Source organism: Halomonas sp. SS10-MC5 (assembly GCF_015992245.1).
In the GTDB taxonomy this organism is placed as follows: Bacteria; Pseudomonadota; Gammaproteobacteria; order Pseudomonadales; family Halomonadaceae; genus Halomonas; species Halomonas sulfidoxydans.
Genome location: NZ_CP065435.1, coordinates 4,132,972 through 4,154,244, shown reverse-complemented (window position 1 = coordinate 4,154,244; position 21,273 = coordinate 4,132,972). Strand labels below are relative to the sequence as shown.

Here is a 21,273-nt window from a genome sequence, read left to right as displayed (position 1 = left end):
CGCTGCGGCCTGACCGCGCAAGCCGCTAGCGTGCTAGCCTAGGCGCTTTCGCGTGGACGCTGGAACCCATACATGACCGCCCAGATCATTGCTACGCTGCTGCCGGTGTTCCTGATCGCCGGCTGCGGCACCCTCTACGGCCGTTTTCGTACTCCGGACATACGCAGCCTGAACACCCTCAACATGGAGATTTTCGTGCCCATGCTGGTGTTCGCGGTGCTGGCGGACCGGCAAGCCCCGCTGGCGGAGTATGCGGGCCTGGCGCTGGGGGCGGTCGTCGTGGTGCTGGGATCGGGCCTGGTGCTGTGGCCGCTGGTCAGGCTGCTGAGGCTCGAGCCCAAGACGTTCCTGCCGCCGATGATGTTCAACAATTCCGGCAACATGGGCATCCCTCTGCTGGTGCTCGCCTTCGGTGAGGCAGCGCTGCCCGCTGCGGTGGTGGTGTTCATCGTCGAGATGCTGCTGCACTTCTCGGTGGGGCTTTACATGCTCAGCCCGCGAACGCCGTTGTGGCGCCTACTGAGGATGCCGATCGTGCTGGCCAGCCTGGCGGGGCTGGGCGTCAACCTGGGCGGCGTACCGCTGCCCGGCTGGCTGCTCGAGGCGCTGCACATGCTGGGTGGGGTGTGCATCCCGCTGATGCTGTTCGCGCTCGGGGTACGCATGCTCGATATCGATTTCGGCGACTGGAGAACCGGACTGCTCGGCGCGGTACTCTGCCCGCTGTCGGGGCTCGTGCTGGCTGCCCCGATGATCCTGTGGCTGGAACTGACGGGGCTGCAGGCCGCGGCACTATGGGTGTTTGCCGCGCTGCCCCCCGCCGTGCTCAACTACCTGGTGGCCGAGCAGTATCGCCAGGAGCCCCACAAGGTCGCCTCCCTGGTGCTGATCGGCAACCTGGGTAGCCTGGTGGTGATGCCCCTCGTGCTGGCGCTGGTCTTCATGTACGTTCACCCAGGGGTCGTCTAAACGCGACTTGTCAGGCGGGAACAGACGAGACTGTCTGCCAGCGCCCTGAGGGGTTATGCTGTGACATACGCTGACATCGGTACATGGCGACAAACCCATAGGTTAGGAGTGTACAAATGCAAGTGAGGACCCTGCTGGCTGGCTCGGCCATGCTGGCCTTCCTGGCCGGTTGTGCGGCCGGCCCGGCTGATGACCGTGCCGACATGGCAATGGACGATGCCGAAGTCGTTTACCAAGGTACCCTGCCCTGCCGCAACTGTGCGGGTATCGACCTGAACGTGACACTGCGAGGCGACGAGCAGGCGGCGCTCGAGGAGCGCACCTTCGAACTGCGTGCCAGCTATCAGGAGCACCCTCAGGAGCCGCCCGATGAAGAGTACGCCGGCAATTGGGAGGTACTTAGCGGTACCGCGGTCGATCCCGACGCCACCGTATACGAGCTGACACCGGATGGCGAAGGGCAGGTCTACTACTTCCTGCGCGTCGACGAGCAGACCCTGGAGCTGATCGACCCTCAGCGTCGGCGCTTCCAGAACAACGAAGCCCTGCAGCTGCAGCGCCGGTAAGGTCGGGCTCGAGCAGTGGCGAAGGCGGCCTGCGGGCCGCCTTCGCGCGTTTGGTTGGCCTGATAGAATGGGCCGAAATGAAGCCGGAGAGGGGCCTGCATGGCCAAAGCGAAGAGTGCCTTCGTCTGCACCGAGTGCGGTGCGGAGTACCGCAAGTGGCAGGGGCAATGTTCGAGCTGCCTGGAGTGGAACACCTTGAGCGAAGTGAGGCTCGCCGCCCCGCGTCCGGGGGCCGCGGCCTCGAGTGGTGCCGGGCGCTCCGGCTATGCTGGCGCACTGTCGAAGGAAGTCGTCGACCTGGGCAGCGTCGATCTCTCCGAGGTGCCACGACTTTCCTCGACCTTCGATGAGTTCGACCGCGTATTGGGCGGCGGGCTGGTGCCGGGGTCGGCAGTGCTGCTCGGCGGCCATCCCGGTGCCGGCAAGTCGACCCTGCTGCTACAAACCGCCTGCAAGCTGGCCCAGGCGCGCAAGGTGCTCTACGTCACCGGCGAGGAGTCGCTCTCTCAGGTGGCGATGCGGGCGCATCGCCTGCAGCTGCCCAGCCAGGGGCTCAAGATGCTGGCCGAGACCAGCGTCGAGACGGTGCTCGCCGTGGCCGAGCGGGAGCGTCCCGAGATCCTGATCATCGACTCGATCCAGACCATGCACCTCGAGGATATCGCCTCGGCTCCCGGCGGCGTGGCCCAGGTACGCGAATCCGCCGCGGTGCTGACGCGCTTCGCCAAGCAGTCCAACACCGTGCTGCTGCTGGTGGGGCACGTGACCAAGGATGGCACCCTGGCCGGGCCCAAGGTGCTGGAACACATGATCGACGCCTCGCTGTTGCTCGAAGGTGGTGCCGATTCGCGCTTTCGCACCCTGCGCGGGCAGAAGAACCGCTTCGGGGCGGTCAATGAGCTCGGCGTGTTCGCCATGCTCGAGAACGGCCTCAAGGAGGTAAAGAACCCCAGCGCCATCTTTCTCTCCCGCAGCGAGGAGCGCTCGCCCGGCAGCCTGGTGATGGTGGTGTGGGAGGGCACGCGACCGCTGCTGGTGGAAGTGCAGGCGCTGCTCGACGAGTCGGCACTGGGCAATCCGCGGCGGGTGGCGGTGGGTCTCGACCAGAACCGCCTGGCCATGCTGCTGGCGGTACTGCATCGCCATGGCGGGCTGTTCACCGGTGACCAGGACGTCTTTCTCAACGTTGTCGGTGGGGTCAAGGTGCTCGAGACCAGCGCCGACCTGGCGGTGCTGCTGGCGGTGGTGTCGAGCCTGCAGAACCGTCCCTTGCCACGCGAGCTGGTGGCCTTCGGCGAAGTGGGGCTTTCCGGCGAGATCCGTCCCGTACCCAGCGGCCAGGAGCGCATCGTCGAGGCGGCCAAGCACGGCTTCACCCGTGCCATCGTGCCGCGGGCCAATGCACCGAAGCGTGCCCCCGAGGGCATGGAGGTGGTGACGGTGGACAAGCTGGCCGATGCGCTCGAGGCATTGTGAGAAAGCACCGCTCACTGCGATAGAATGACGATACGACCGCCAAGGAGAACGAGATGAGCGCGATTCGCCTGACCCAATACAGCCATGGCGCCGGCTGCGGCTGCAAGATTGCCCCCGATGTCCTCGACGGCATCCTGGCCAAGGCCGGGCCGGGGGCCACCCATTCGCGCCTGATCGTGGGCAACCAGGGCCGTGAGGATGCGGCCGTGTATGACCTGGGCGATGGCCGCGGCATGATTGCCACCACCGATTTCTTCATGCCCATCGTCGACGATCCCTTCGACTTCGGTCGCATCGCCGCGACCAACGCCATCAGCGACGTCTACGCCATGGGCGGCAGGCCGGTCCTGGCGCTTGGCATCCTCGGCTGGCCGCTGGACAAGCTGGGCCCGGAGATCGCCGGCGACGTGGTGGCGGGGGCCCAGGGCGTGTGCCGCGAGTTGGGCCTGGCGCTGGCCGGTGGTCACTCGATCGACGCGCCGGAGCCGATCTTCGGCCTGGCGGTCAACGGCCTGGTCGATCTCGAACACTTGAAGCTCAACAAGGGCGCCCAGGTGGGTGACCTGCTGTTCCTGACCAAGCCACTGGGTGTCGGCTTTCTGACCACCGCCGAGAAGCAGGGGCTGCTGGAGTCCGGTCATCAGACCCTGGCCCGCGAGACCATGCTGAAGCCCAACCAGATCGGCATGGCGCTGGCCAAGGTCAAGGGCGTACACGCCATGACCGACGTCACCGGCTTCGGCCTGGCGGGGCACCTCACCGAGGTGTGCCAGGCCAGCGGCGTGGCCGCGCGCATCGACTTCCGCCGCCTGCCACGGCTGGCCGAGGCCGAGGCATATCGCCGCCGCGGTGCGGTACCCGGCGGCACCGGCCGCAACCGCAACGCCCTGGGGGCTGCGCTCAAGGACATGGACGAGCCGCACTGGCAGTGGCTGTGCGACCCGCAGACCTCCGGTGGGCTGCTGCTCTCGGTGCATCCTTCCTGGGAAGACGACGTCGAGCGCATCGGCCGTGAGCACGGCATCGAGCTGGTGCCGTTCGGCGAGATGGTCAAGGCCGAGGGCCAGGCGCTGATCGAGGTGCGCGGGTGACCCTGCCGTTGCTTGAGCCCGAGCTCTCCTTGCTGCGTCAGGGGCGGGTACTGATCGACGTGCGCGCGCCGGTGGAGTTCGCCCAGGGCAGCCTGCCGGGGGCGGTCAACCTGCCGCTGATGGACGACGAGGAGCGTCACCAGGTCGGCATCGAGTACAAGCAGCACGGCCAGCAGGCCGCCATCGCGCTGGGCCAGCGACTGGTCAGCGGCGGTATCCGGGCAGCGCGAATCGCTGCCTGGCGGGGCCTCGTCGAGGCGCATCCCGATGCCGTGATCTACTGCTTTCGCGGCGGGCTGCGTTCACAGATCGCCCAGCAGTGGCTGGCCGAGAGCGGCATCGAACGGCCACGCATTCGCGGCGGCTGGAAGGCGATGCGCCAGGCGCTGTGCCGGCGCATCGACACGGCGGCCGCGCAGCCGCTGCTGGTGGTCGGCGGATTGACCGGCTGTGCCAAGACGGCCCTGGTACAGGCGCTGCCCAATGGTCTCGACCTTGAGGGCTGCGCCCGACACAAGGGTTCGGCCTTCGGCCGGCATCCGCTGCCGGCGCCCAGCCAGATCGATTTCGAGCACGCCATGGGGAGGCGCCTGCTCGAGCTCCACGGCCCGCTGGTGGTGGAGGACGAATCGCGCCATATCGGTGCGGCCAACGTGCCGCTCGCCTTCTGGCGGGCGATGGAGCAAGCCCCGCGGCTGCGCGTGGAGATGCCTCTCGACTGGCGCCTGGAACAGATCCGCAAGGACTACATCGACGACCTGTGGGCGATCTATCGCCAGCAGTGCGGCGAGTGGCTGGGCTGGACGCTGATGCGCAAGCAGCTCTCGACGGCGCTGGCGAGGCTGAAGAAGCGTCTTGGCCATGCCCGCCTGGCGCGCCTTCAGCGGCTTCAGCAGCTCGCCTTTCGCGAGCACGAACGGGGCAATCGCCAGGCCCACGAGGCCTGGCTGGCACCGCTACTCACCGAATATTATGACCCCATGTACCGCTACCAGTTGGAAAAGCGCGACCCCGCGCGCTTCCTGCATGTGGGCGACTGGGACAGCTGCCTGGCGGCGGCACGGGAGTGGTCGGCGGAGGCGATGCGGCAAGGCGCGGGGCAGACGCCGCCGGCCAGCGAACTCTCATGCCGGAGCACTGCGTAGCCACTGGCTCAGCAGGCGGTCAAGCAGCGGGGCCAGGCGATCGAAGCGCCGCCCATCGGCCAGGATGCTGGCGGCGGGTTGCGCGTGGGGGCTGGCCTCGCTGCCTTCCGGCTGCTCGCCGTTCGCCAGCAGTTCGCTGACGCTGGCGTGGGTCACTTCGAAATGGCACAGCAGCCCCAGCGCCCGCCCGGCATCCCAGGCGAAACCCTGCACCGGGCTGCCCAGGCTGCCGCCGAGCGGCAGGGCGTCGTCGGGCAGAGCGAAGACATCGCGATGCCACATGAAGGCGGTAAACTGCTCCGGCAGGTCGAAGGGGCTCTCGGGGGCCAGGGTTACCTCATGCCAGCCGACTTCGGCGTAAGTACCGCGGCCCACCGTGGCACCGAGTTCGGCGGCGATCATCTTGGCGCCCATGCCGATGCCGAGCAGCGGCTTGTTGCCGTCCAGCGCCTTGGCGATCAGCTTGCGCTCGCGCTTGAGCCAGGGATAGCGGGCATCGTCGAGGATATCCATCGGCCCGTCGAGCAGGATCAGCGCATCGCCATCGGCCAGGCTGGGTGGCGTTTCACCGTCATGCAGATGGAAGACGGTATGGCTGTGGCCCATGCTGGTCAGCCAGTCGACGATCCGTCCCGGGCCGTGATGCGGGCTGTGTTGAAGCAGATGCAGGTGCATGGAGACCTCGCCATTCAGGTGATGCAGACAGGGAGCGGCAGCGTACATGAAACCGGTACTGCGCGAACAGATCCTGACCATCCTGGCCGCGATTCCGCCGGGGCGGGTGACCACCTACGGGCGTATCGCCGCCATGACCGAAGGCGGCACGCCGCGCCTGGTGGCACGGGCACTGCGCGAACTGCCCGACGATCACGGCCTGCCGTGGTTTCGGGTGATCACCGCCTCGCGCCGGCTGGCCGATCATCCCGGCGCCCACGAGCAGCGCCAGCGGCTGGTCGCCGAGGGCGTGCTGTTCGATGCGCGAGGGCGTGTGGCGCCCGAGGTGCTGTGGCCATGAGCGGGCGTTTTTTCACTCCTATCATCAGACCGCCAATTGACGAGGAGAATCCATGAGTCAGCCCAAGGGGGGCTTCCATGAGCGGCTCCAGGCCCTCTCGCCGCGCCGACAGCAGGTCTTCATGGCGGCGCTGTGCGAGCGATTGCTGCCCAACTATGCGCTCTATGCCCAGATGACGGGGGCCGGGAACCCGGCGGGAGTGAAGGCGATCCTCGATCTGGTGTGGGAGCAGCTCAGCGTGCGCGAGGCGCGCATCGACTTCGAGCGCCAGGCCGAGAAGCTCGCCGAACTCGAGCCGCCGGCCGACGACGACAGCTTCGGTGCCCGCCGTGCCGTGGAGATGGTCGTCGCCCTGACCTCGCTGCTCGATACGCTACGCGGCGAATCCGCCGATGCGGTGCTCGAGGTCAGCCGTATCTCCAAGGGTGGGGTGCGCGCCTACATCGAGCTGACCGAAGGCGAGGAGGATGCCGGCAGACTGGCGAAACTGGTACGTGAGCACCCACTCATGGCGGACGAAAACGATTTCCAGGATGCCGTGCTCGAGGCGGTGGAGGGCAATCTCGATCGCGAGGCGCTCAGGGCGCTGCGGCGTCTGGGGCGCAACGACGGCGTGAGCAATCTGGGGCTCGAGGCCGGCTAGGCGCGGAAGGACCGACGCCTAGAACCGGATACCGCCGATGACCATGGCGCCGGCGGTACCGAAGACGATCAGGTCGGTCTCGAAGCGCCCCCAGCGCAGGCCCACGCTGGGCAGGGCGGCCGGCGCGGTGCCGTGGCGGTTGAAGGGGATATTGTCGCGATACTCGCCACGGTAGCCATGCAGCAAGCCAGCGGTCAGCTTGGCGCGTAGGGTGACGTCGTCGCGTGGCGCCCATAAGGGGAACTCACGGCCGGCATAGAGATAGAAGGCTTCCTGGTCGAAGGAGTTGAGGAAGCGAGCCCCGCCGAGCAGCCAACGCTGCGGGTTATGCAGCTCGAGGCCGATCAGCTGCTGGTAGTCGTTGTGATCGGGCTCGGGATCGAAGTGGCGCGTGAACAGGCTGGTCTGCAGTAGCGCGTGGTCGAGTGCGAGCCGTGGTGGCCAGCTCGGCATCGGGGCGGCCACGGCTGCCGACGATAGCAGCACGAGCGTGGCGAGAGCGGCGAGCACCCGGCGCAGGACACCCCCCAAGGCAGCCGGCACGATCATGCTCCTCGGCGCCGTGATCAAAGGCGCATCTCGATACCGCGTTCGGCCATGTAGCGCTTGGCCTCGGGAATGGTGTACTCGCCGAAGTGAAAGATGCTGGCGGCGAGCACCGCGTCGGCGCCGCCCTCCAGCACGCCGTCGACCAGATGATCGAGGTTACCGACCCCGCCCGAGGCGATCACCGGCACCGTCACGGCATCACTGATGGCGCGGGTCACGCCCAGGTCGAAGCCGGCCTTGGTACCGTCGCGGTCCATGCTGGTCAATAGCAGCTCGCCGGCCCCATACTCGACCATCTTCTTCGCCCACTCGACCGCGTCCAGGCCGGTGGGTCGCCGTCCGCCGTGGGTGAAGATCTCCCAGCGCGGCGCTTCGCCCTCGGCCGAGACCCGCTTGGCGTCGATGGCCACCACGATGCACTGGCTGCCGAAGCGCTCGGCAGCCTCGCGCACGAAGTCGGGATTGGTCACCGCGGCGGTATTGATCGATACCTTGTCGGCACCGGCATTGAGCATGGTGCGGATATCGTCGCAGGTGCGGATGCCGCCGCCCACGGTCAGCGGTATGAACACCTCGCCGGCGATGCGCTCGACCATCTCCACCGTGGTGTCGCGATCCTCGTGGCTGGCCGTGATGTCGAGGAAGGTGATCTCGTCGGCGCCCTGCAGGTTGTAGCGCTGGGCGATCTCCACCGGATCGCCGGCATCGCGGATGCCAATGAAGTTGACGCCCTTCACCACACGGCCGGCGTCGACGTCGAGGCAGGGAATGATGCGTTTGGCCAGTCCCATGATTCAGCTCCCGGCTCGATCGAGCCCTGCAGTCAGTTCGTCACACAGCGCCTGGCCCTCGGCCACGTCGAGGCTGCCTTCGTAGATGGCTCGGCCGGTGATGGCGCCGAGAATACCCGGCTCGCCCGCGGCCACCAGGGCGCGCAGGTCGTCGAGATTGGTCACCCCGCCCGAGGCGATCACCGGCAGGCCGCCCTCACGGGCAAGCTGCGCCGTGGCTTCGACGTTGACGCCGTTCATCATGCCGTCGCGGGCAATGTCGGTGTAGACGATGCTGGAGACGCCATCATCGGCGAAGCGCCGGGCCAGTTCGGTGGCCTTGACCGTGGAGACCTCGGCCCAGCCGTCGGTGGCGACGTAGCCGTCGCGGGCATCGAGGCCGACGATCACATGGCCGGGGAATGCGCGGCACATCTCGCCGACGAAGGCCGGCTCCTTGACCGCCTTGGTGCCGATGATGACGTAGGAGACGCCAGCGGCGAGATAGTGTTCGATGGTGTCGGCGCTGCGGATGCCGCCACCGATCTGGATGGGCAGCTCGGGCCAGCGGCGGGCAATGGCGGTCACCGCCTCACCGTTGATCGGCTTGCCCTCGAAGGCGCCGTTGAGGTCGACCAGGTGCAGGCGGCGCGCGCCGGCCTCGACCCAGCGGGCCGCCATGGCCACCGGATCGTCGCCGTAGGTAGTGGCATCGTCCATCCGCCCCTGCTTGAGGCGGACGCACTTGCCGTCCTTGAGATCGATGGCGGGTATTACCAGCATGTCGTGTCCTCTCGGGCGCGTTCGGGGCGCCGGGTTGTCGGGCGGCCTGGCCGGCTGCGCAGGTCGGGTGCGCCTGGATGGCCTGGTGGAGCCTCAGGGCGCCCAGGTAACGAAATTTTCCAGCAGCTTGAGTCCGGCCCGCGAGCTCTTCTCGGGGTGGAACTGCACCGCGAAGGTGGCGTCGCGAGCGATGGCGACATGCGCGTCGATCCGCCCGTAGCGGGTGGTGCCGAACACGCAGGCGTCGTCCTGGGCCGCCACGTAGTAACTGTGCACGAAGTAGAAGTGCTCGTCCTGGTCGATGCCCTGCCACAGCGGGTGGTCATGGTGTTGGTGCACCAGGTTCCAGCCCATGTGGGGCACCTTGAGACGCTGCCCGCGGTCGTCGACCATGTCGGTGGGAAAGCGCTTCACTTCGCCGGCAAGAAACCCCAGGCAGGGAATGCCGCCGCTCTCCTCGCTGTGGTCGAGCAGCATCTGCTGGCCGACGCAGATGCCCAGCAGCGGCTTGCTCTGCCGGGCCAGCAGTTCCTCCACCAGGCCTCGCAGCTCGGTCTTCTCGAGCTCGCCCATGCAGTCGCGGATCGCCCCTTGGCCGGGCAGCACCAGGCGGGTGGCGCCCTGGATGCGGCGTGGGTCCCGCGTGATCACGACGTGCTCGTGGGTGACGTGTTCCAGCGCCTTGGCAACCGAATGCAGATTGCCCATTCCATAGTCGATGACGGCAATGGTCATGGCGGCTCCTCTCAGGTTCGGTCGAAGGCGTTACAGGCAGCCCTTGGTGGACGGCATCTGGCCGGCCATGCGCGGGTCGGGCTCCACGGCCATGCGCAGGGCGCGGCCGAAGGCCTTGAAAATGGTCTCCGCCTGGTGATGGGCGTTGAAACCCTTCAGGTTGTCGATGTGCAGCGTGACCCGGGCGTGGTTGACGAAGCCCTGGAAGAACTCCCAGAACAGCTGGGTATCGAGCCGGCCGATCGTGGCGCGGGTGAACTCGACGTTCATGTAGAGTCCGGGGCGGCCCGAGAAGTCGACCACGACGCGCGATAGCGCCTCGTCCAGCGGCACGTAGGCGTGGCCGTAGCGGTGGATGCCGCGCTTGTCGCCGATCGCCTGGGCGAAGGCCTGGCCGAGGGTGATGCCGAGGTCCTCGACGGTATGGTGGTCGTCGATGTGCAGGTCGCCCACCGCCTTGATGTCAAGATCGATCAGGCCGTGGCGAGCCACCTGATCCAGCATGTGATCGAGGAAGGGCACGCCGGTCTCGCAGTTCAGCTGCCCCTCGCCATCGAGGTTCACGCTGACCGTGACCTGGGTCTCCTTGGTATCACGGGTTACCGTGGCGATTCGCTCGGACATGTCGGACTCTCTCTGGCGCTGGCGCGCGTCGCATGGTATGGGCCCGGCTTGACCGCAGGCGGCTTCCGGGCGGGCAAGCCTCTGCGCTTGCCGTCATGGGCCGTCCATTATAGAGAATCGCCCCCCCCATCCGCTACAATGCGCCCATTCACAGCGGCGGCTCCGTGCCGCGGCCCAGGGAGACCGTCATGCCGGTAACGCTTCACCTCGTAGACCAGGCCGTCTGGGCGACCGATCCACAGATCAAGCACGACCTGCAGCGGATCTATGCCGATGCTCCGGCCGAGCGCCTGGGCGTGCCTGTGGCCGCCTTCCTTCGCGAACACCTCGAGGCCGGCCACTTTTTCGCTTGCGCACGCTTCAACGAACGCCTGCTGGGCGCGGTGGCGGTGAGCGCCGACGATCAGGCCTGGTGGCTGTCGGAACTGTGCGTGCGCAAGGCCACCCGCCGGCGCGGCGTCGGCTCGCGGCTGCTGGCGCTGGTCAGCGATGCCGCCCGCACCGCGGGCCGGGAGCTGCGCACGCACTCTTGGCAGCTGCCGGTCGCCGATCAGGTGCTACTGACCCGCCTGGGATATCGCCTGGATATCACCGGCGACCATTTCGTATTGGCTCCACCGCTGCAAGGAGGCGGTAACCCATGAAGCGATTGTTGCAGATGCTGCTGGCCGCCATCGGGGTGCTCGGCGTCGTGGTGGCGGCGGCCGTGGTCTACGTCACGACCTTTCTCGACCCCGAGGACTTCAAGCCGCGCCTGGTCGAGGTGGTGCGCGAGCAGAGCGGGCTGGAGCTGACCCTCGACGGCCCGCTCTCCTGGTCCTTCTATCCGCGCCTGGGGGTCAGCGTAGAGCAGGCCGAAGGCCGCCTCCCGGAGCAGAGCGAGGAGGAGGCGCCGTTTTTGGCCTTCACCCATGCCGAGGTCAGCCTGGCGTTCGCGCCGTTACTGCGCGGCGAGATCGCCATCGAAGGGCTGACGCTCGACGGCATGCAGCTACGCCTGGCGCGCGACGAGGAGGGACGCGGCAACTGGGAAACCCTGCTGCAGCGTCTCGACGAACGCCGTGAGGGGGCCGAATCGGCGCTGGCGCCGGCCAGCGCCGGACCTAGCCGGGAAAGCAGCAACCTGGCCGTGGCGCTCAACATCGCCAGCGTGCAGGTGCGCAACGGCGCGGCGACATACCGCGACCTGACACAGCGAACCGAGTGGGTCGTCGAGGAGATCAATCTCTCCGGTACCAACGTCAATCCCCAGCGCGCCTTTCCGTTCAAGTCCTCTTTCAAGTTGAAATCGTACGCAACCCTCGATTGGCGGGAGCTGGAGCGAAGCCCGGCCCTGGCGAGCGACATTTCGCTAGAGGGACGGATGCGGCTCGTCCTTGCCGAGCGCCGCTATCTGCTCGAGGGGCTGAAACTCAGCACCGCCAGCCTGCTGGCGGGTCTCGAGGGCAGGCAACAGCTCGATCTGAGCGGACAGCAGCTCATTCTCGATCTCTCGCAGCAGCGCCTGCAGTTGCAGGAGGGGCGGCTCGAGGCCGGGCTGCGGCATCCCGCCCTGGGCGAGGAACCGGTGCCCTTGGCGCTGGTGATGGCGGTGGATGCCGATCTGGCCGAGAACTCGGCACAGCTGCGTGACCTGCAGCTGACCGGGCCCGATGACCTGAGCCTGAGCGGACATCTCAATCTCACCGACCTCGACCGGGCGCCCGCCTACAGCGGCCAGCTTAGCGTGGCGCCCTTCTCGCTGCGGCCCTGGCTCTCGCGGCTCGGCAAGATGGTCGAAACGGCGGATCCGCAGGCGCTCACCGACGTGGCGCTGACCAGCCCGGTGCAAGGCGATCTGGAGCGCCTCGAGCTGGCGGGCCTGACCATGGTGCTCGACGGCAGCACCTTTACCGGCAGGCTGGGCGCCGGCTTCGACGGAAAACTGCTCGACTTCGAGTTGCAGGGAGACCGCCTCGATCTGGATCGCTACCTGCCGCCGCCCGAGCCCGCCGACCAGAGTGCCGCTCGGCGTGACCTCCCGGGCCTCGGCAAGGCCTATGCGCAGGATGCAGGCACGCTGGTGCCCGCCGAGTGGCTGAGCCAGCTGAACTTGAGCGGCACGCTTGACCTGGCGCAGCTGCACCTTTCGGGGCTCGACTTTACCGAGGTGGGGCTGGCCCTGTCCGGCGGCGATGGAAAGCAGCGCCTCGAGCGCTTCGGCTCGGTCTTCTACGACGGCGAGCTGAGCGCCAGCGGTGCACTCGACTTGACCCGCGAGCCGATTCACTGGCAGCTGAAGCCCAGCCTTTCGCGGGTGCGACTGGAGCCGCTGCTGCAGGCGCTGAGCGAGGACGGCAGCGCTGCGCCGCTGCGCGGTCGCCTGACCCTCGACGGTGAACTTGAAACGCGTGCCAACAGTTGGCCGGCGCTCAAGCGCAACCTCAACGGGCGGCTGAAGGGGCACATCGACGAGGGGGCCGTTCTCGACGTCAACGTATCGCAGGAGCTGTGCACCCTGGCGGCCACGCTCGAAGGCCGCGAGACCAGCCGTGACTGGAGCGCCGATACGCGCTTCGAGCGTGCCGAAGCGAGCCTGCGCATCAACGATGGCGTTGCTCGCAGTGAAGACATCCTGGTTCTCATTCCCGGCATCGAGCTGGGCGGCAGCGGCGAGCTTGACCTGGGCAGCGAACGCTTCGACCTGCGTGCTGCCGCCCGCTTCGTCGATGGTGCGGATGCCGCCTGCCCGGTCAATCGACGCCTGGAGCGAGTGCCGCTACCGGTGCGCTGTAGCGGTGAGCTCTCCGGTGACAGCGGCGAATGGTGTCGCTTCGATCGTGAGGCGTTTCAGGCGACACTGGCCGAGCTGCTGCGCGACGAAGCCTCCCGCCGCGCCGGCGAGGAGCTGGAGGAGCGCCTGGAGCGTCCGCTCGAGCGGCTCGAGGAGCGTCTCGGCGAGGGAGCCGGTCGGGAACTTCGCGACACCCTGCGTGGTCTGTTGAACTGATGACCCAACAAGCCAGTCTCTGCGCCGACTCACCAGTCGGCGCTTTTTTTCGTCACTTCCGTGTCAAGGTGGTTCATGAGTGAAATGCCTGCGCCGGTGCTCGACGCCGGTGAGTTCCAGCGTCGCCTGCTGGACTGGTTCGATCGCGACGGGCGTCACGATCTGCCCTGGCAGCGCGAGCGCACGCCCTATCGCGTCTGGGTCTCCGAGATCATGCTGCAGCAGACCCAGGTGACGACCGTCATCCCCTACTTCGAGCGCTTCATGGCGCACTTTCCCACCCTCGCCGAGCTGGCCGCGGCCTCTCAGGACGAGGTGCTGCACCTGTGGACCGGGCTCGGCTACTACGCCCGCGGGCGCAACCTGCACAAGGCGGCCCGGCGGGTCATGGAGGAGCATGGCGGCGAGCTGCCGGTGAATAGCCTGGAGGCGCTTGCCGGGCTGCCCGGCATCGGCCGCTCCACTGCCGGGGCGATCATTGCCCAGAGCACCGGACGTCGGGCGGTGATCCTCGACGGCAACGTCAAGCGCAGCCTGTCGCGGCTGCATGCGGTGGAGGGCTGGCCGGGGCGTCCGGTGGTGGAGCGCAGGCTGTGGGCGCTGGCCGAGCACTACACGCCAGAACACCGCGTGGCCGACTACACCCAGGCGATAATGGACCTCGGTGCTACGCTATGCCGCCGCGGCACGCCGGAGTGCGGCCGCTGCCCGTTCGCCGACGCCTGCGTGGCCCACGCGCGGGGCGAGCAGCGCCGCTTTCCGGAATCCAAGCCCAGGAAGGCGCTGCCGACGCGCACCACCCTGATGCTGATGCTGCAGGACGCAGGGGGCCGCGTCCTGCTGGAACAGCGCCCCGCCAGCGGACTGTGGGGCGGGCTGTGGAGCCTGCCCCAGTTCGATGACCTGGCGGCGCTGCGGTGCTGGCTCGATGTGCACGCCCCCGGTGCGCTGCTCCATCCGGCCTGGCCGGCCTTCAGCCACGTCTTCAGTCACTTTCGCCTCGACATCACCCCGCAGCCGGCACGGATCGACGGGCTGGATTCGGTTGGCGAGGCACGTTGCTGGTACGATCCAGGCAGTCCCGGGCGCATTGGCCTGGCGGCTCCGGTGAAGGCACTGCTCGCCTCGCTAGCGCCGTTCGCCCTGACCGCCCCCGAGCCCTCTTGAAATCTCGTTCCACCCTATCGCCGAGGAGATCGCCATGAGTCAGACCGTTTTCTGTCGCAAGTACCAGCAGGAGCTCGAAGCGCTGCCGTTCCCGCCATTGCCGGGAAAGAAGGGCCAGGAGATCCAGGCCAGTGTATCGAAGCGTGCCTGGGAGGAGTGGCAGGCGTTGCAGACCCGGCTGATCAACGAGAAGCACCTCAACATGCTCGACCCCGAGGCGCGGGCCTATCTCAACGAGCAGATGGAGCGCTTCCTCGACAACCGTGAAACCGACCAGGCGGAAGGCTACGTACCGCCCGAGCGCTAGCCCGAACGACGCCCGCTGGGTCGCGGCATCTGCATGAAACGAAAGGCTTGACGCTGCAAGGCTGATCTTGTTTAATACGCACCGTTGGCAGCGGCCAGATAGCTCAGTCGGTAGAGCAGGGGATTGAAAATCCCCGTGTCGGCGGTTCGATTCCGTCTCTGGCCACCACACTGCTGGGGTATCGCCAAGTGGTAAGGCACCGGTTTTTGGTATCGGCATTCCCAGGTTCGAATCCTGGTACCCCAGCCACGCCAACCCTTTTCCGACTCTGCAGTTCGCAAGCGTCGGTCCCGAGCCGGCATAGCTCAGTTGGTAGAGCAACTGACTTGTAATCAGTAGGTCCCGGGTTCGACTCCTGGTGCCGGCACCATCAAGACTTTCGGGAAATCAGCGACTTGCAGAGATTTAAAACCGCCTCGATGGGCGGTTTTTTCGTTATCGCGTAAGCGCCACGCCGACTCCTGAAAGTAGCCTGTCCTCGGCTCAATGGGGCTGGGCGCGGCTCATCAGATAAAGCGCGCCGGCCAACGCCAGCACCGACAGTGCCAGGTAGATGGCCTCCAGCGGGGTCTGGAAGCGAATGTCGACGACGGCCCGGAAGAATTCGATGATCACCGCGAGGATGACGACGCGGGCGATCTTGTCCTTGAGCTGATCGAAGGACTGCACGTTGAACGGATGACCCGGCGCATGCTCTTCGGCCTGCTCGATGGGAGAAACGAACAGCCGATAGACGCCGAGCCCGAAGATCAGCAGCACGATCGCCACCAGATAGATGTCCACGGCCATGACCACGCTGGGGACCACGGTATCGTGAATGTCTGGCCCGCCCCCGACGAGATAGTACCCGGCAGTGGCAAGCACCAGCTTGAGGATGTCCATGGTGCCGATGATGAACAGTGCCAGGGCGGCTGCCAGGCTGGGAATGACGGCCAGCAGCACGAGGAAGCGACTGCTCCACAGCCAGCGTTCGAAGCGCCGCTCCCAGCGGCCTTGACCAGGCGTTGGCGGTTCCGGTGTCGGCGGCATGCGGGTTCTCCTGGCGGTGGAAACTGGAGCGAGGAGCGCTCGCCGCTCCTCGATGCCGCTAATGTAGCAAGGCGAGCCGGGCCGAAGCCATGGAAAAGCCCGACCTTCGCGAAGCTCTTGAAAGCGCAGCCCGACGCCACCACATCTTCGCTGCAGGGCCCTGTGGGGCCTCCCACCGCGGCGCTACGCCGTTGCACGAGTTGGGACTGAAACTGATCACGGATACACAGGAGGTGATTGGATGACAGTACAGACTTCGTCCAACCGTAAGCTCAAGCAGGCAACCGATTACGCCGGTAGCGAAACCCTGACCTCGCAGGTCGGAAGCGTACTCGACCGTATGTGCGATGCCTATCCCACCCGGCTGGCCGAGCCGCTCGACACCCTCTGGCTGGAGCGCCGGGAGGGCGTGGTGCGTGGCCGCGACGAAGAGGGGCCGCTGAACCAGGCGCAACTCGACGAGTTCGAGCGCAAGGGCTTCCTGTTCGAGCCCAATTTCATCCGCGGCGAGGAGCTCGACGAGCTGCGTCGTGAACTGAGCGAGCTGCTCAACCGCGATGATTTTCGCGGCCGCGACTTCAGCATCACCGAGCCCGGCAGTCGGGAGATCCGCTCGCTGTTCGCGGTGCACTACCTGTCCGAGCGCTTCGCCAGCCTGGCGCGCGACGAGCGCCTGGTGGGCCGGGTACGCCAGATTCTCGGTGGCGATGCCTACGTGCACCAGTCGCGCATCAACTACAAGCCGGGTTTCGAGGGCAAGGGCTTCAACTGGCATTCCGACTTCGAGACCTGGCACGCCGAGGACGGCATGCCGGCCATGCACGCGGTCAGCGCTTCGATCGTGCTGACCGACAACCACGAGTTCAATGGCCCGCTGATGCTGATCCCGGGCTCGCATCGTGTCTTCGTGCCGTGCCTGGGCGAGACGCCGGACGATCATCATCGCCAGTCGCTCAAGCGCCAGGAGTTCGGCGTGCCGGGCCGCGATGCGCTGCGCGAGCTGGTCGCGCGCCACGGCATCGAGGCGCCCAAGGGCACGGCGGGCGGGCTGTTGCTGTTCGACTGCAATACGCTGCACGGTTCCAACGCCAACATGTCGCCGGATCCGCGCAGCAACGTCTTCTTCGTCTACAACCGGCGCGACAACGCCTGTGTCGAACCCTTCGCCGCGCGCCGTCGGCGTCCGCGCTTCCTGGCGCATTCGCCGGACGAGCCGTGGACGCCACATGGCTGATCCCTCGGTGCGGTCGGGGGTGGATGGAACGGGGCGTGTGGTGAGGTAGACTGGTAGGCCTGTCGTCGACATGCGGCACGCCTACCCAGAAGGAGAAGACCCGCCATGCGCTTTGTCCCCCGTTTCACCGATGGCCAGGCGTTTTCCCACCCGCTTGGCAAGATCGTCTGCGTCGGCCGCAACTATGCCGATCATGCCAAGGAGCTTAACAACCCGATCCCCAGCGAGCCGCTGCTGTTCATCAAGCCCGCCACCAGCGCGGCCAGCTTCGATAGGCCCATCGAGGCCCCGTTTGCTCGCGGCGAGGTTCACTTCGAGGCCGAGCTGGCGCTGTTGATCGGTGAGCGGCTGACTCACGCCACGACCGAGGAGGCCGAACGGGCGGTCGTCGGTATCGGCCTGGCCCTCGACCTGACGCTGCGCGACGTGCAGGCGCGTCTCAAGGAGAAGGGGCAACCCTGGGAGGTGGCCAAGGCGTTCGACGGGGCCTGTCCGCTGAGCGATTTCCTGCCGCTGAGTCGCGTGCCGAACTGGAGCGCCCTGAGTTTCACGCTGGAGCTGAACGGCGAGCTGCGCCAGCGCGGCGAAGGGGCCGACATGCTGTTTCCGGTCCCTACCCTGGTGGCCGAGATGAGCCGCCACTTCACGCTCGAGCCCGGCGATGTGGTGCTCACCGGCACGCCGGCGGGCGTCGGCGAGCTGCCGCGTGGTGCGAACCTGCGCTTGACGCTCACCGGCGGGCTGGAGGTCGAGGGCCAGGTAGCGGAATAACCCCGTTCCGCGCCCGGCAGTCACGAAAACGCCCCCAAGGCATCTATCCAAGGGGGCGTCTTCTCGGCCGCATTGATCACGGCGGCGTTCACTCCAGATAGGTGTAGCCCTGAAGCCCTGCGGAGAGGTCGTCGAGGAAGTGCTCCTGCTCCGCGGCTGAGAGGCCGCTCTCCTGCAGCTGGCCAGCGAGCCGGTCGCGTAGCACCTTGGCGTCGAAGTTGACGTAGGCCAACACGTCGGAGACCCGGTCGCCCTGCTGGGCGTGGCTGAGCACCCAGTCGCCGTTTTCGTCGAGGGCGGCATCGACGGAGTCGGTGTCGCCGAACAGGTTGTGCAGGTCGCCGAGAATCTCCTGATAGGCGCCGACCAGGAAGAAGCCCAGCAGGCGCTCCTCGTCGTCGCGCCACTCCGGCAGCGGCAGGGTGGTTTCCACGCCCTGGCCATCGACGTAGCCGTCGATGCGGCCGTCGCTATCGCAGGTGATGTCCTGGATCACGCCGCGGCGGGTGGGTTCGCGGTTCAGTCCGGTGAGCGGCAGGACGGGGAAGATCTGGTCGATGCCCCAGACGTCGGGTACCGACTGGAACAGCGAGAAGTTGACGAACAGCTTGTCGGCGAGTTTCTCGGCGAGCTCGTCGACGATCTCCCGGTGGGCGCGGTTGCGGCTGTCGAGGCGCTCGCGTAGCCGCGCGCAGGCGGCGAAATAAACGCCCTCCGCTTCGGCGCGCACGGTGATGTCGGCCAGCCCCATGAGGAAGCGGTCGTGCATCTCGCTCATCGCCTGCAGCAGGTCGTGCCACGCCTCGACCAGCTCGCGCGGCTCCACGGAGTTGCCCAGCAGATCGTGCACCCGCCACAGCTCGTCGAGCTGGGGGTCGTCCTCGGCCTGGCGCTCAGGCGCCCGGTCGTTGACGCGCTCTTCGCCGATCACGTTGGCGATCAGCACGGCGTGGTGCGCGGTCAGCGCGCGGCCCGACTCGCTGATCAGATGCGGGTGGGGAATCTCCGCCTCGTTGCAGGCCTGGGCGAAGGCGCTGACCACGTTGCGGGCATACTCCCGCATGGAGTAGTTGATCGAGCAGAAGCTGCGCGAGCGGGTGCCCTCGTAGTCGATGCCGAGCCCGCCGCCGACGTCGACGGTATCGATCGGCGCACCCAGCGCCAGCAGGCTCTGGTAGAAGCGCGCACACTCGCGCAGGCCGACCTGGATGTCGCGGATGTTGGCGATCTGCGAGCCGAGGTGGAAGTGCACCAGCTGCAGGCTGGCCAGCGAGTCGGCCTCGCGCAGGCGCTCCACCACCGCCAGCATCTGACCGGCGGTGAGGCCGAACTTGGATTTTTCGCCACCGGTATCCTGCCACTTGCCCATGCCCACCGAGGCCAGGCGCGCGCGCAGGCCGATGCGTGGCGTGACGCCGAGATGCTCAGCCTCCTCCAGAATCAGCGGTAGCTCGGAGAACTTCTCCACCACCAGGTAGACCCGATGGCCGAGCTTTTCGCCCATCAGCGCCAGGCGGATGTACTCGCGATCCTTGTAGCCGTTGCAAACGATCAGCGACGGGCCGTCGGCGGAGAGCGCCAGCACGGCCAGCAGCTCCGGCTTGCTGCCGGCCTCGAGGCCGACCCGCCCATGGCCGCGCTCGCGGGTGGCGAGGATCTCCTCGACCACGCGGCGCTGCTGGTTGACCTTGATCGGGTAGACGGCCGTGTAGCCGCCGGCGTACTCCTCCTCGGTCATGGCCAGGTCGAAGGCTTCGCACAGCTGCTCGACGCGATCGTGCAGGATGTCGCTGAAGCGCACCAGTACTGGCAGGCGCAGGCCGGCCTCGCGCAGCTGATCCACCAGCGGGGCGAGCGGCAGGGCGGGGCCTTCGGCTTCGCTGCCCAGCGGGCGCACCAGGGCGTGGCCGCTGTCATCGACGTCGAAATAGCCGCTGCCCCACTGGTCGATGTTCCAGGTCCGGCGCGCGCGTTGGGCGGGGCCGGAGGCAGCTCCCATGGATAGGCTCATGTGTGGCTCGCTTCGGGCAGGGGCAGAGCGCCATGTTTCAGGCGTGCCGTGAGAATGGTATGGAACTGCGTCGGGTCGTGCGGGGTCAGGTCGTGGGCCGGCGGGTCCACGTAGACCACCAGCAGCCGCGACAGCCAGTAGCGCAGCGCCGTCATGCGCAGCATCGTCGGCCACACCTCGCGTTCGGCGTGGGTCAGCGGCCGGCGCGCCTGGTAGGCGCGCAGGATGGCATCGTGGCGTTCGTGGTCCAGGAGCCCCTCGGGGCCCGATGCCCAGTCGTTGATCACGATGGCCAGGTCGAACAGCAGGTCGCCGGTGCAGCCGTTGTAGAAATCGATGAGGCCGCCGAGGCGGTCGCCCTCGAACAGGGTGTTGTCACGGAACAGGTCCCCGTGCAGCGCGCCGTGGGGCAGTTCGGGGGCTGAGCCGAACACGCCCTGGTAGATCTCCACCTCGTCCTTCATCAGTGCCTGATCCTCGGGCGAGAGATAGCCCAGCACCTTGTGGTGCATGGCCACCAGCCAGTTGAGGTCGCGCGGGTTGGGGCGGTGGCCGGGAAAATGCTGGGACACCGCATGCATGCGTCCCAGTGCGTCGCCCAAGGCCCGGCATTGCGCCAGGTTGGGCGCCATCGGGTGACGACCGGGCAGGCGAGGGAACAGCAGTGAGGGCTTGCCGGCCAGGCTGTGCAGGGCAATGCCCTCGCGATCGTGTACCGGCCCGGGCACCGGCAGGCGGTGCTCGTCGAGGTAGTCGAGCAGCTCGACGAAGAACGGCAGCTCCTCGTGCTCGCCCTGCTCGAACAACGTCAGCACCAGCTCCCGGCGGTCGGTCGTGACGAAGAATGTGGTGTTCTCGGTACCGCCGGCGACTCCCTCCAGGGAGATCAGCTCGCCGACATCGAAACGCCTGAGAAACTCCGCGACCTGTGCGTCGCTCAACGGGGTGAATACGGCCATGTGTCTCTCGCCCAGGTTGCCAAGCCGACTATTGTAGCGTCTTGGCACTCCGATGCACGCCTGCTGGACACGTTCCGGCACTCAGCTGTGGCGAGGGTACCGCCGGCTAGAAGCGCATCAGTACCCACTGGGGCACGGCGATCCGGTCGCCCTCCTGGCGTTCGAAGTTGCCGTCGCCGTCGTGGTCGACCAGGTAGTAGCTGGCCCCTTGGCGGGGTCGGATCTCGATGGCATAGAGCTGGCCGTTGACGCGGTACTCGCGGATGGTGCGATCCTCCTCCTGGCGAATGGTGATGTCGGGCTCGACATCGGCGGATGACTGGGCCAGGGCGGGGGCGGCCGACACCATGCCGAGCCCCAGGGAGAGCAGAGTGACAGCGAGGATGCGGCGTGAAACGTTCATGGTGGGCCTCCAGAGACCGCTTGCGACGAACGCTGCA

At 67.1% G+C, this 21,273-nt stretch carries 23 protein-coding genes and 3 tRNA genes; 16 read left to right on the top strand and 10 right to left on the bottom strand.

The features are described from left to right. Positions 1-72: 72 nt before the first annotated feature. From I4484_RS19430 to mnmH, 5 genes are all read left to right on the top strand, one after another. Complete coding sequence (locus I4484_RS19430; protein ID WP_197448808.1) at positions 73-969, top strand: AEC family transporter; 897 nt, start codon at positions 73-75, stop codon at positions 967-969. A 116-nt stretch (positions 970-1,085) separates the two neighbouring features. Further along, on the top strand, positions 1,086-1,535 hold the full coding sequence (locus I4484_RS19425; protein ID WP_197448807.1) for a copper resistance protein NlpE N-terminal domain-containing protein: 450 nt from the start codon (positions 1,086-1,088) through the stop codon (positions 1,533-1,535). A 99-nt stretch (positions 1,536-1,634) separates the two neighbouring features. Further along, the gene (gene radA, locus I4484_RS19420) at positions 1,635-3,011 is read left to right on the top strand and encodes a DNA repair protein RadA (protein WP_197448806.1); all 1,377 of its coding nucleotides are present in this window, start codon (positions 1,635-1,637) and stop codon (positions 3,009-3,011) included. A gap of 53 nt (positions 3,012-3,064) precedes the next feature. After that, a complete protein-coding gene (gene selD / locus I4484_RS19415) occupies positions 3,065-4,102 on the top strand; it encodes a selenide, water dikinase SelD (protein ID WP_197448805.1) in 1,038 nt (345 codons plus the stop codon). Next, complete coding sequence (gene mnmH, locus I4484_RS19410) at positions 4,099-5,247, top strand: tRNA 2-selenouridine(34) synthase MnmH (protein WP_197448804.1); 1,149 nt, start codon at positions 4,099-4,101, stop codon at positions 5,245-5,247. Before selD ends, mnmH begins: the two co-directional genes overlap by 4 nt. Here mnmH and I4484_RS19405 read toward each other — a convergent pair. Next, on the bottom strand, positions 5,227-5,922 hold the full coding sequence (locus I4484_RS19405; protein WP_197448803.1) for a type 1 glutamine amidotransferase: 696 nt from the start codon (positions 5,920-5,922) through the stop codon (positions 5,227-5,229). The two genes, mnmH and I4484_RS19405, sit on opposite strands and share 21 nt — an antisense overlap. 46 nt (positions 5,923-5,968) lie before the next feature. Between I4484_RS19405 and I4484_RS19400 the strand changes: the two genes are divergently transcribed. Together I4484_RS19400 and I4484_RS19395 are read left to right on the top strand one after the other, a co-directional pair. Then, entirely contained in the window at positions 5,969-6,262 is a 294-nt protein-coding gene (locus I4484_RS19400) for an MGMT family protein (protein ID WP_197448802.1), read from the top strand. A gap of 52 nt (positions 6,263-6,314) precedes the next feature. Then, positions 6,315-6,905, top strand: coding sequence for a YjaG family protein (locus I4484_RS19395; RefSeq protein ID WP_197448801.1), 591 nt, complete (start codon positions 6,315-6,317; stop codon positions 6,903-6,905). A gap of 18 nt (positions 6,906-6,923) precedes the next feature. On the opposite strand, the gene I4484_RS19390 is transcribed toward I4484_RS19395, so the two are convergent. From I4484_RS19390 to hisB, 5 genes are all read right to left on the bottom strand, one after another. Next, on the bottom strand, positions 6,924-7,448 hold the full coding sequence (locus tag I4484_RS19390) for a hypothetical protein (protein ID WP_234283748.1): 525 nt from the start codon (positions 7,446-7,448) through the stop codon (positions 6,924-6,926). A gap of 23 nt (positions 7,449-7,471) precedes the next feature. Beyond that, positions 7,472-8,245 (bottom strand): imidazole glycerol phosphate synthase subunit HisF, encoded by a 774-nt coding sequence (gene hisF, locus I4484_RS19385; RefSeq protein ID WP_197448800.1) that lies wholly within the window; start codon positions 8,243-8,245, stop codon positions 7,472-7,474. A 3-nt stretch (positions 8,246-8,248) separates the two neighbouring features. After that, on the bottom strand, positions 8,249-9,007 hold the full coding sequence (hisA, locus tag I4484_RS19380; protein ID WP_197448799.1) for a 1-(5-phosphoribosyl)-5-[(5-phosphoribosylamino)methylideneamino]imidazole-4-carboxamide isomerase: 759 nt from the start codon (positions 9,005-9,007) through the stop codon (positions 8,249-8,251). A gap of 93 nt (positions 9,008-9,100) precedes the next feature. Continuing rightward, positions 9,101-9,742, bottom strand: a complete 642-nt coding sequence (hisH, locus tag I4484_RS19375; RefSeq protein ID WP_197448798.1) for an imidazole glycerol phosphate synthase subunit HisH — start codon at positions 9,740-9,742, stop codon at positions 9,101-9,103. A gap of 30 nt (positions 9,743-9,772) precedes the next feature. Beyond that, positions 9,773-10,366 carry an imidazoleglycerol-phosphate dehydratase HisB gene (gene hisB / locus I4484_RS19370; protein WP_197448797.1) on the bottom strand — a complete coding sequence of 198 codons (594 nt, stop codon included), beginning with the start codon at positions 10,364-10,366 and terminating at the stop codon, positions 9,773-9,775. A gap of 188 nt (positions 10,367-10,554) precedes the next feature. Between hisB and I4484_RS19365 the strand changes: the two genes are divergently transcribed. From I4484_RS19365 to I4484_RS19335, 7 genes are all read left to right on the top strand, one after another. Next, positions 10,555-11,010 carry an acetyl-CoA sensor PanZ family protein gene (locus I4484_RS19365; protein ID WP_197448796.1) on the top strand — a complete coding sequence of 152 codons (456 nt, stop codon included), beginning with the start codon at positions 10,555-10,557 and terminating at the stop codon, positions 11,008-11,010. Next, the gene (locus I4484_RS19360; protein WP_197448795.1) at positions 11,007-13,355 is read left to right on the top strand and encodes an AsmA family protein; all 2,349 of its coding nucleotides are present in this window, start codon (positions 11,007-11,009) and stop codon (positions 13,353-13,355) included. Before I4484_RS19365 ends, I4484_RS19360 begins: the two co-directional genes overlap by 4 nt. Positions 13,356-13,430: 75 nt before the next feature. After that, positions 13,431-14,522 carry an A/G-specific adenine glycosylase gene (gene mutY / locus I4484_RS19355; protein WP_197448794.1) on the top strand — a complete coding sequence of 364 codons (1,092 nt, stop codon included), beginning with the start codon at positions 13,431-13,433 and terminating at the stop codon, positions 14,520-14,522. A gap of 34 nt (positions 14,523-14,556) precedes the next feature. Continuing rightward, positions 14,557-14,829 carry an oxidative damage protection protein gene (locus I4484_RS19350; protein ID WP_111414495.1) on the top strand — a complete coding sequence of 91 codons (273 nt, stop codon included), beginning with the start codon at positions 14,557-14,559 and terminating at the stop codon, positions 14,827-14,829. A gap of 92 nt (positions 14,830-14,921) precedes the next feature. Continuing rightward, positions 14,922-14,997 (top strand) — tRNA-Phe (locus I4484_RS19345). A gap of 6 nt (positions 14,998-15,003) precedes the next feature. Next, positions 15,004-15,078, top strand: a tRNA-Gln gene (locus I4484_RS19340). A 45-nt stretch (positions 15,079-15,123) separates the two neighbouring features. Beyond that, a tRNA-Thr gene (locus I4484_RS19335) sits at positions 15,124-15,199 on the top strand. Between the two features lie 113 nt (positions 15,200-15,312). Here I4484_RS19335 and I4484_RS19330 read toward each other — a convergent pair. Further along, positions 15,313-15,858: a YqhA family protein gene (locus tag I4484_RS19330; RefSeq protein WP_197448793.1), complete on the bottom strand. Its 546-nt coding sequence runs from the start codon at positions 15,856-15,858 to the stop codon at positions 15,313-15,315. A gap of 241 nt (positions 15,859-16,099) precedes the next feature. Here I4484_RS19330 and thpD point away from each other — a divergent pair, with 241 nt between their 5' ends. Both thpD and I4484_RS19320 read left to right on the top strand, forming a co-directional pair. Beyond that, a complete protein-coding gene (gene thpD, locus I4484_RS19325) occupies positions 16,100-17,092 on the top strand; it encodes an ectoine hydroxylase (protein WP_197448792.1) in 993 nt (330 codons plus the stop codon). A gap of 105 nt (positions 17,093-17,197) precedes the next feature. Next, the gene (locus I4484_RS19320) at positions 17,198-17,863 is read left to right on the top strand and encodes a fumarylacetoacetate hydrolase family protein (protein ID WP_197448791.1); all 666 of its coding nucleotides are present in this window, start codon (positions 17,198-17,200) and stop codon (positions 17,861-17,863) included. An 88-nt stretch (positions 17,864-17,951) separates the two neighbouring features. On the opposite strand, the gene speA is transcribed toward I4484_RS19320, so the two are convergent. From speA to I4484_RS19305, 3 genes are all read right to left on the bottom strand, one after another. Further along, entirely contained in the window at positions 17,952-19,862 is a 1,911-nt protein-coding gene (gene speA / locus I4484_RS19315; protein ID WP_234283749.1) for a biosynthetic arginine decarboxylase, read from the bottom strand. 8 nt (positions 19,863-19,870) lie between these two features. After that, a complete protein-coding gene (locus I4484_RS19310; protein ID WP_197448789.1) occupies positions 19,871-20,833 on the bottom strand; it encodes a homoserine kinase in 963 nt (320 codons plus the stop codon). A gap of 106 nt (positions 20,834-20,939) precedes the next feature. Then, positions 20,940-21,236 (bottom strand): DUF2782 domain-containing protein, encoded by a 297-nt coding sequence (locus I4484_RS19305; RefSeq protein ID WP_197448788.1) that lies wholly within the window; start codon positions 21,234-21,236, stop codon positions 20,940-20,942. Positions 21,237-21,273 lie beyond the last annotated feature (37 nt).

Excerpts from the sequence above, each read along its gene's own strand:
- I4484_RS19425 (WP_197448807.1), top strand. The coding sequence starts at position 1,086 with ATGCAAGTGAGGACCCTGCTGGCTGGCTCGGCCATGCTGGCCTTCCTG.
- I4484_RS19430 (WP_197448808.1), top strand. The coding sequence starts at position 73 with ATGACCGCCCAGATCATTGCTACGCTGCTGCCGGTGTTCCTGATCGCC.
- I4484_RS19320 (WP_197448791.1), top strand. The coding sequence starts at position 17,198 with ATGCGCTTTGTCCCCCGTTTCACCGATGGCCAGGCGTTTTCCCACCCG.
- I4484_RS19400 (WP_197448802.1), top strand. The coding sequence starts at position 5,969 with ATGAAACCGGTACTGCGCGAACAGATCCTGACCATCCTGGCCGCGATT.
- I4484_RS19330 (WP_197448793.1), bottom strand. The coding sequence starts at position 15,858 with ATGCCGCCGACACCGGAACCGCCAACGCCTGGTCAAGGCCGCTGGGAG.
- hisF (WP_197448800.1), bottom strand. The coding sequence starts at position 8,245 with ATGGGACTGGCCAAACGCATCATTCCCTGCCTCGACGTCGACGCCGGC.
- I4484_RS19395 (WP_197448801.1), top strand. The coding sequence starts at position 6,315 with ATGAGTCAGCCCAAGGGGGGCTTCCATGAGCGGCTCCAGGCCCTCTCG.
- I4484_RS19360 (WP_197448795.1), top strand. The coding sequence starts at position 11,007 with ATGAAGCGATTGTTGCAGATGCTGCTGGCCGCCATCGGGGTGCTCGGC.
- mutY (WP_197448794.1), top strand. The coding sequence starts at position 13,431 with ATGAGTGAAATGCCTGCGCCGGTGCTCGACGCCGGTGAGTTCCAGCGT.
- I4484_RS19305 (WP_197448788.1), bottom strand. The coding sequence starts at position 21,236 with ATGAACGTTTCACGCCGCATCCTCGCTGTCACTCTGCTCTCCCTGGGG.
- I4484_RS19365 (WP_197448796.1), top strand. The coding sequence starts at position 10,555 with ATGCCGGTAACGCTTCACCTCGTAGACCAGGCCGTCTGGGCGACCGAT.
- hisA (WP_197448799.1), bottom strand. The coding sequence starts at position 9,007 with ATGCTGGTAATACCCGCCATCGATCTCAAGGACGGCAAGTGCGTCCGC.
- hisH (WP_197448798.1), bottom strand. The coding sequence starts at position 9,742 with ATGACCATTGCCGTCATCGACTATGGAATGGGCAATCTGCATTCGGTT.
- I4484_RS19405 (WP_197448803.1), bottom strand. The coding sequence starts at position 5,922 with ATGCACCTGCATCTGCTTCAACACAGCCCGCATCACGGCCCGGGACGG.
- thpD (WP_197448792.1), top strand. The coding sequence starts at position 16,100 with ATGACAGTACAGACTTCGTCCAACCGTAAGCTCAAGCAGGCAACCGAT.
- speA (WP_234283749.1), bottom strand. The coding sequence starts at position 19,862 with ATGGGAGCTGCCTCCGGCCCCGCCCAACGCGCGCGCCGGACCTGGAAC.
- I4484_RS19350 (WP_111414495.1), top strand. The coding sequence starts at position 14,557 with ATGAGTCAGACCGTTTTCTGTCGCAAGTACCAGCAGGAGCTCGAAGCG.
- I4484_RS19310 (WP_197448789.1), bottom strand. The coding sequence starts at position 20,833 with ATGGCCGTATTCACCCCGTTGAGCGACGCACAGGTCGCGGAGTTTCTC.
- selD (WP_197448805.1), top strand. The coding sequence starts at position 3,065 with ATGAGCGCGATTCGCCTGACCCAATACAGCCATGGCGCCGGCTGCGGC.
- hisB (WP_197448797.1), bottom strand. The coding sequence starts at position 10,366 with ATGTCCGAGCGAATCGCCACGGTAACCCGTGATACCAAGGAGACCCAG.
- radA (WP_197448806.1), top strand. The coding sequence starts at position 1,635 with ATGGCCAAAGCGAAGAGTGCCTTCGTCTGCACCGAGTGCGGTGCGGAG.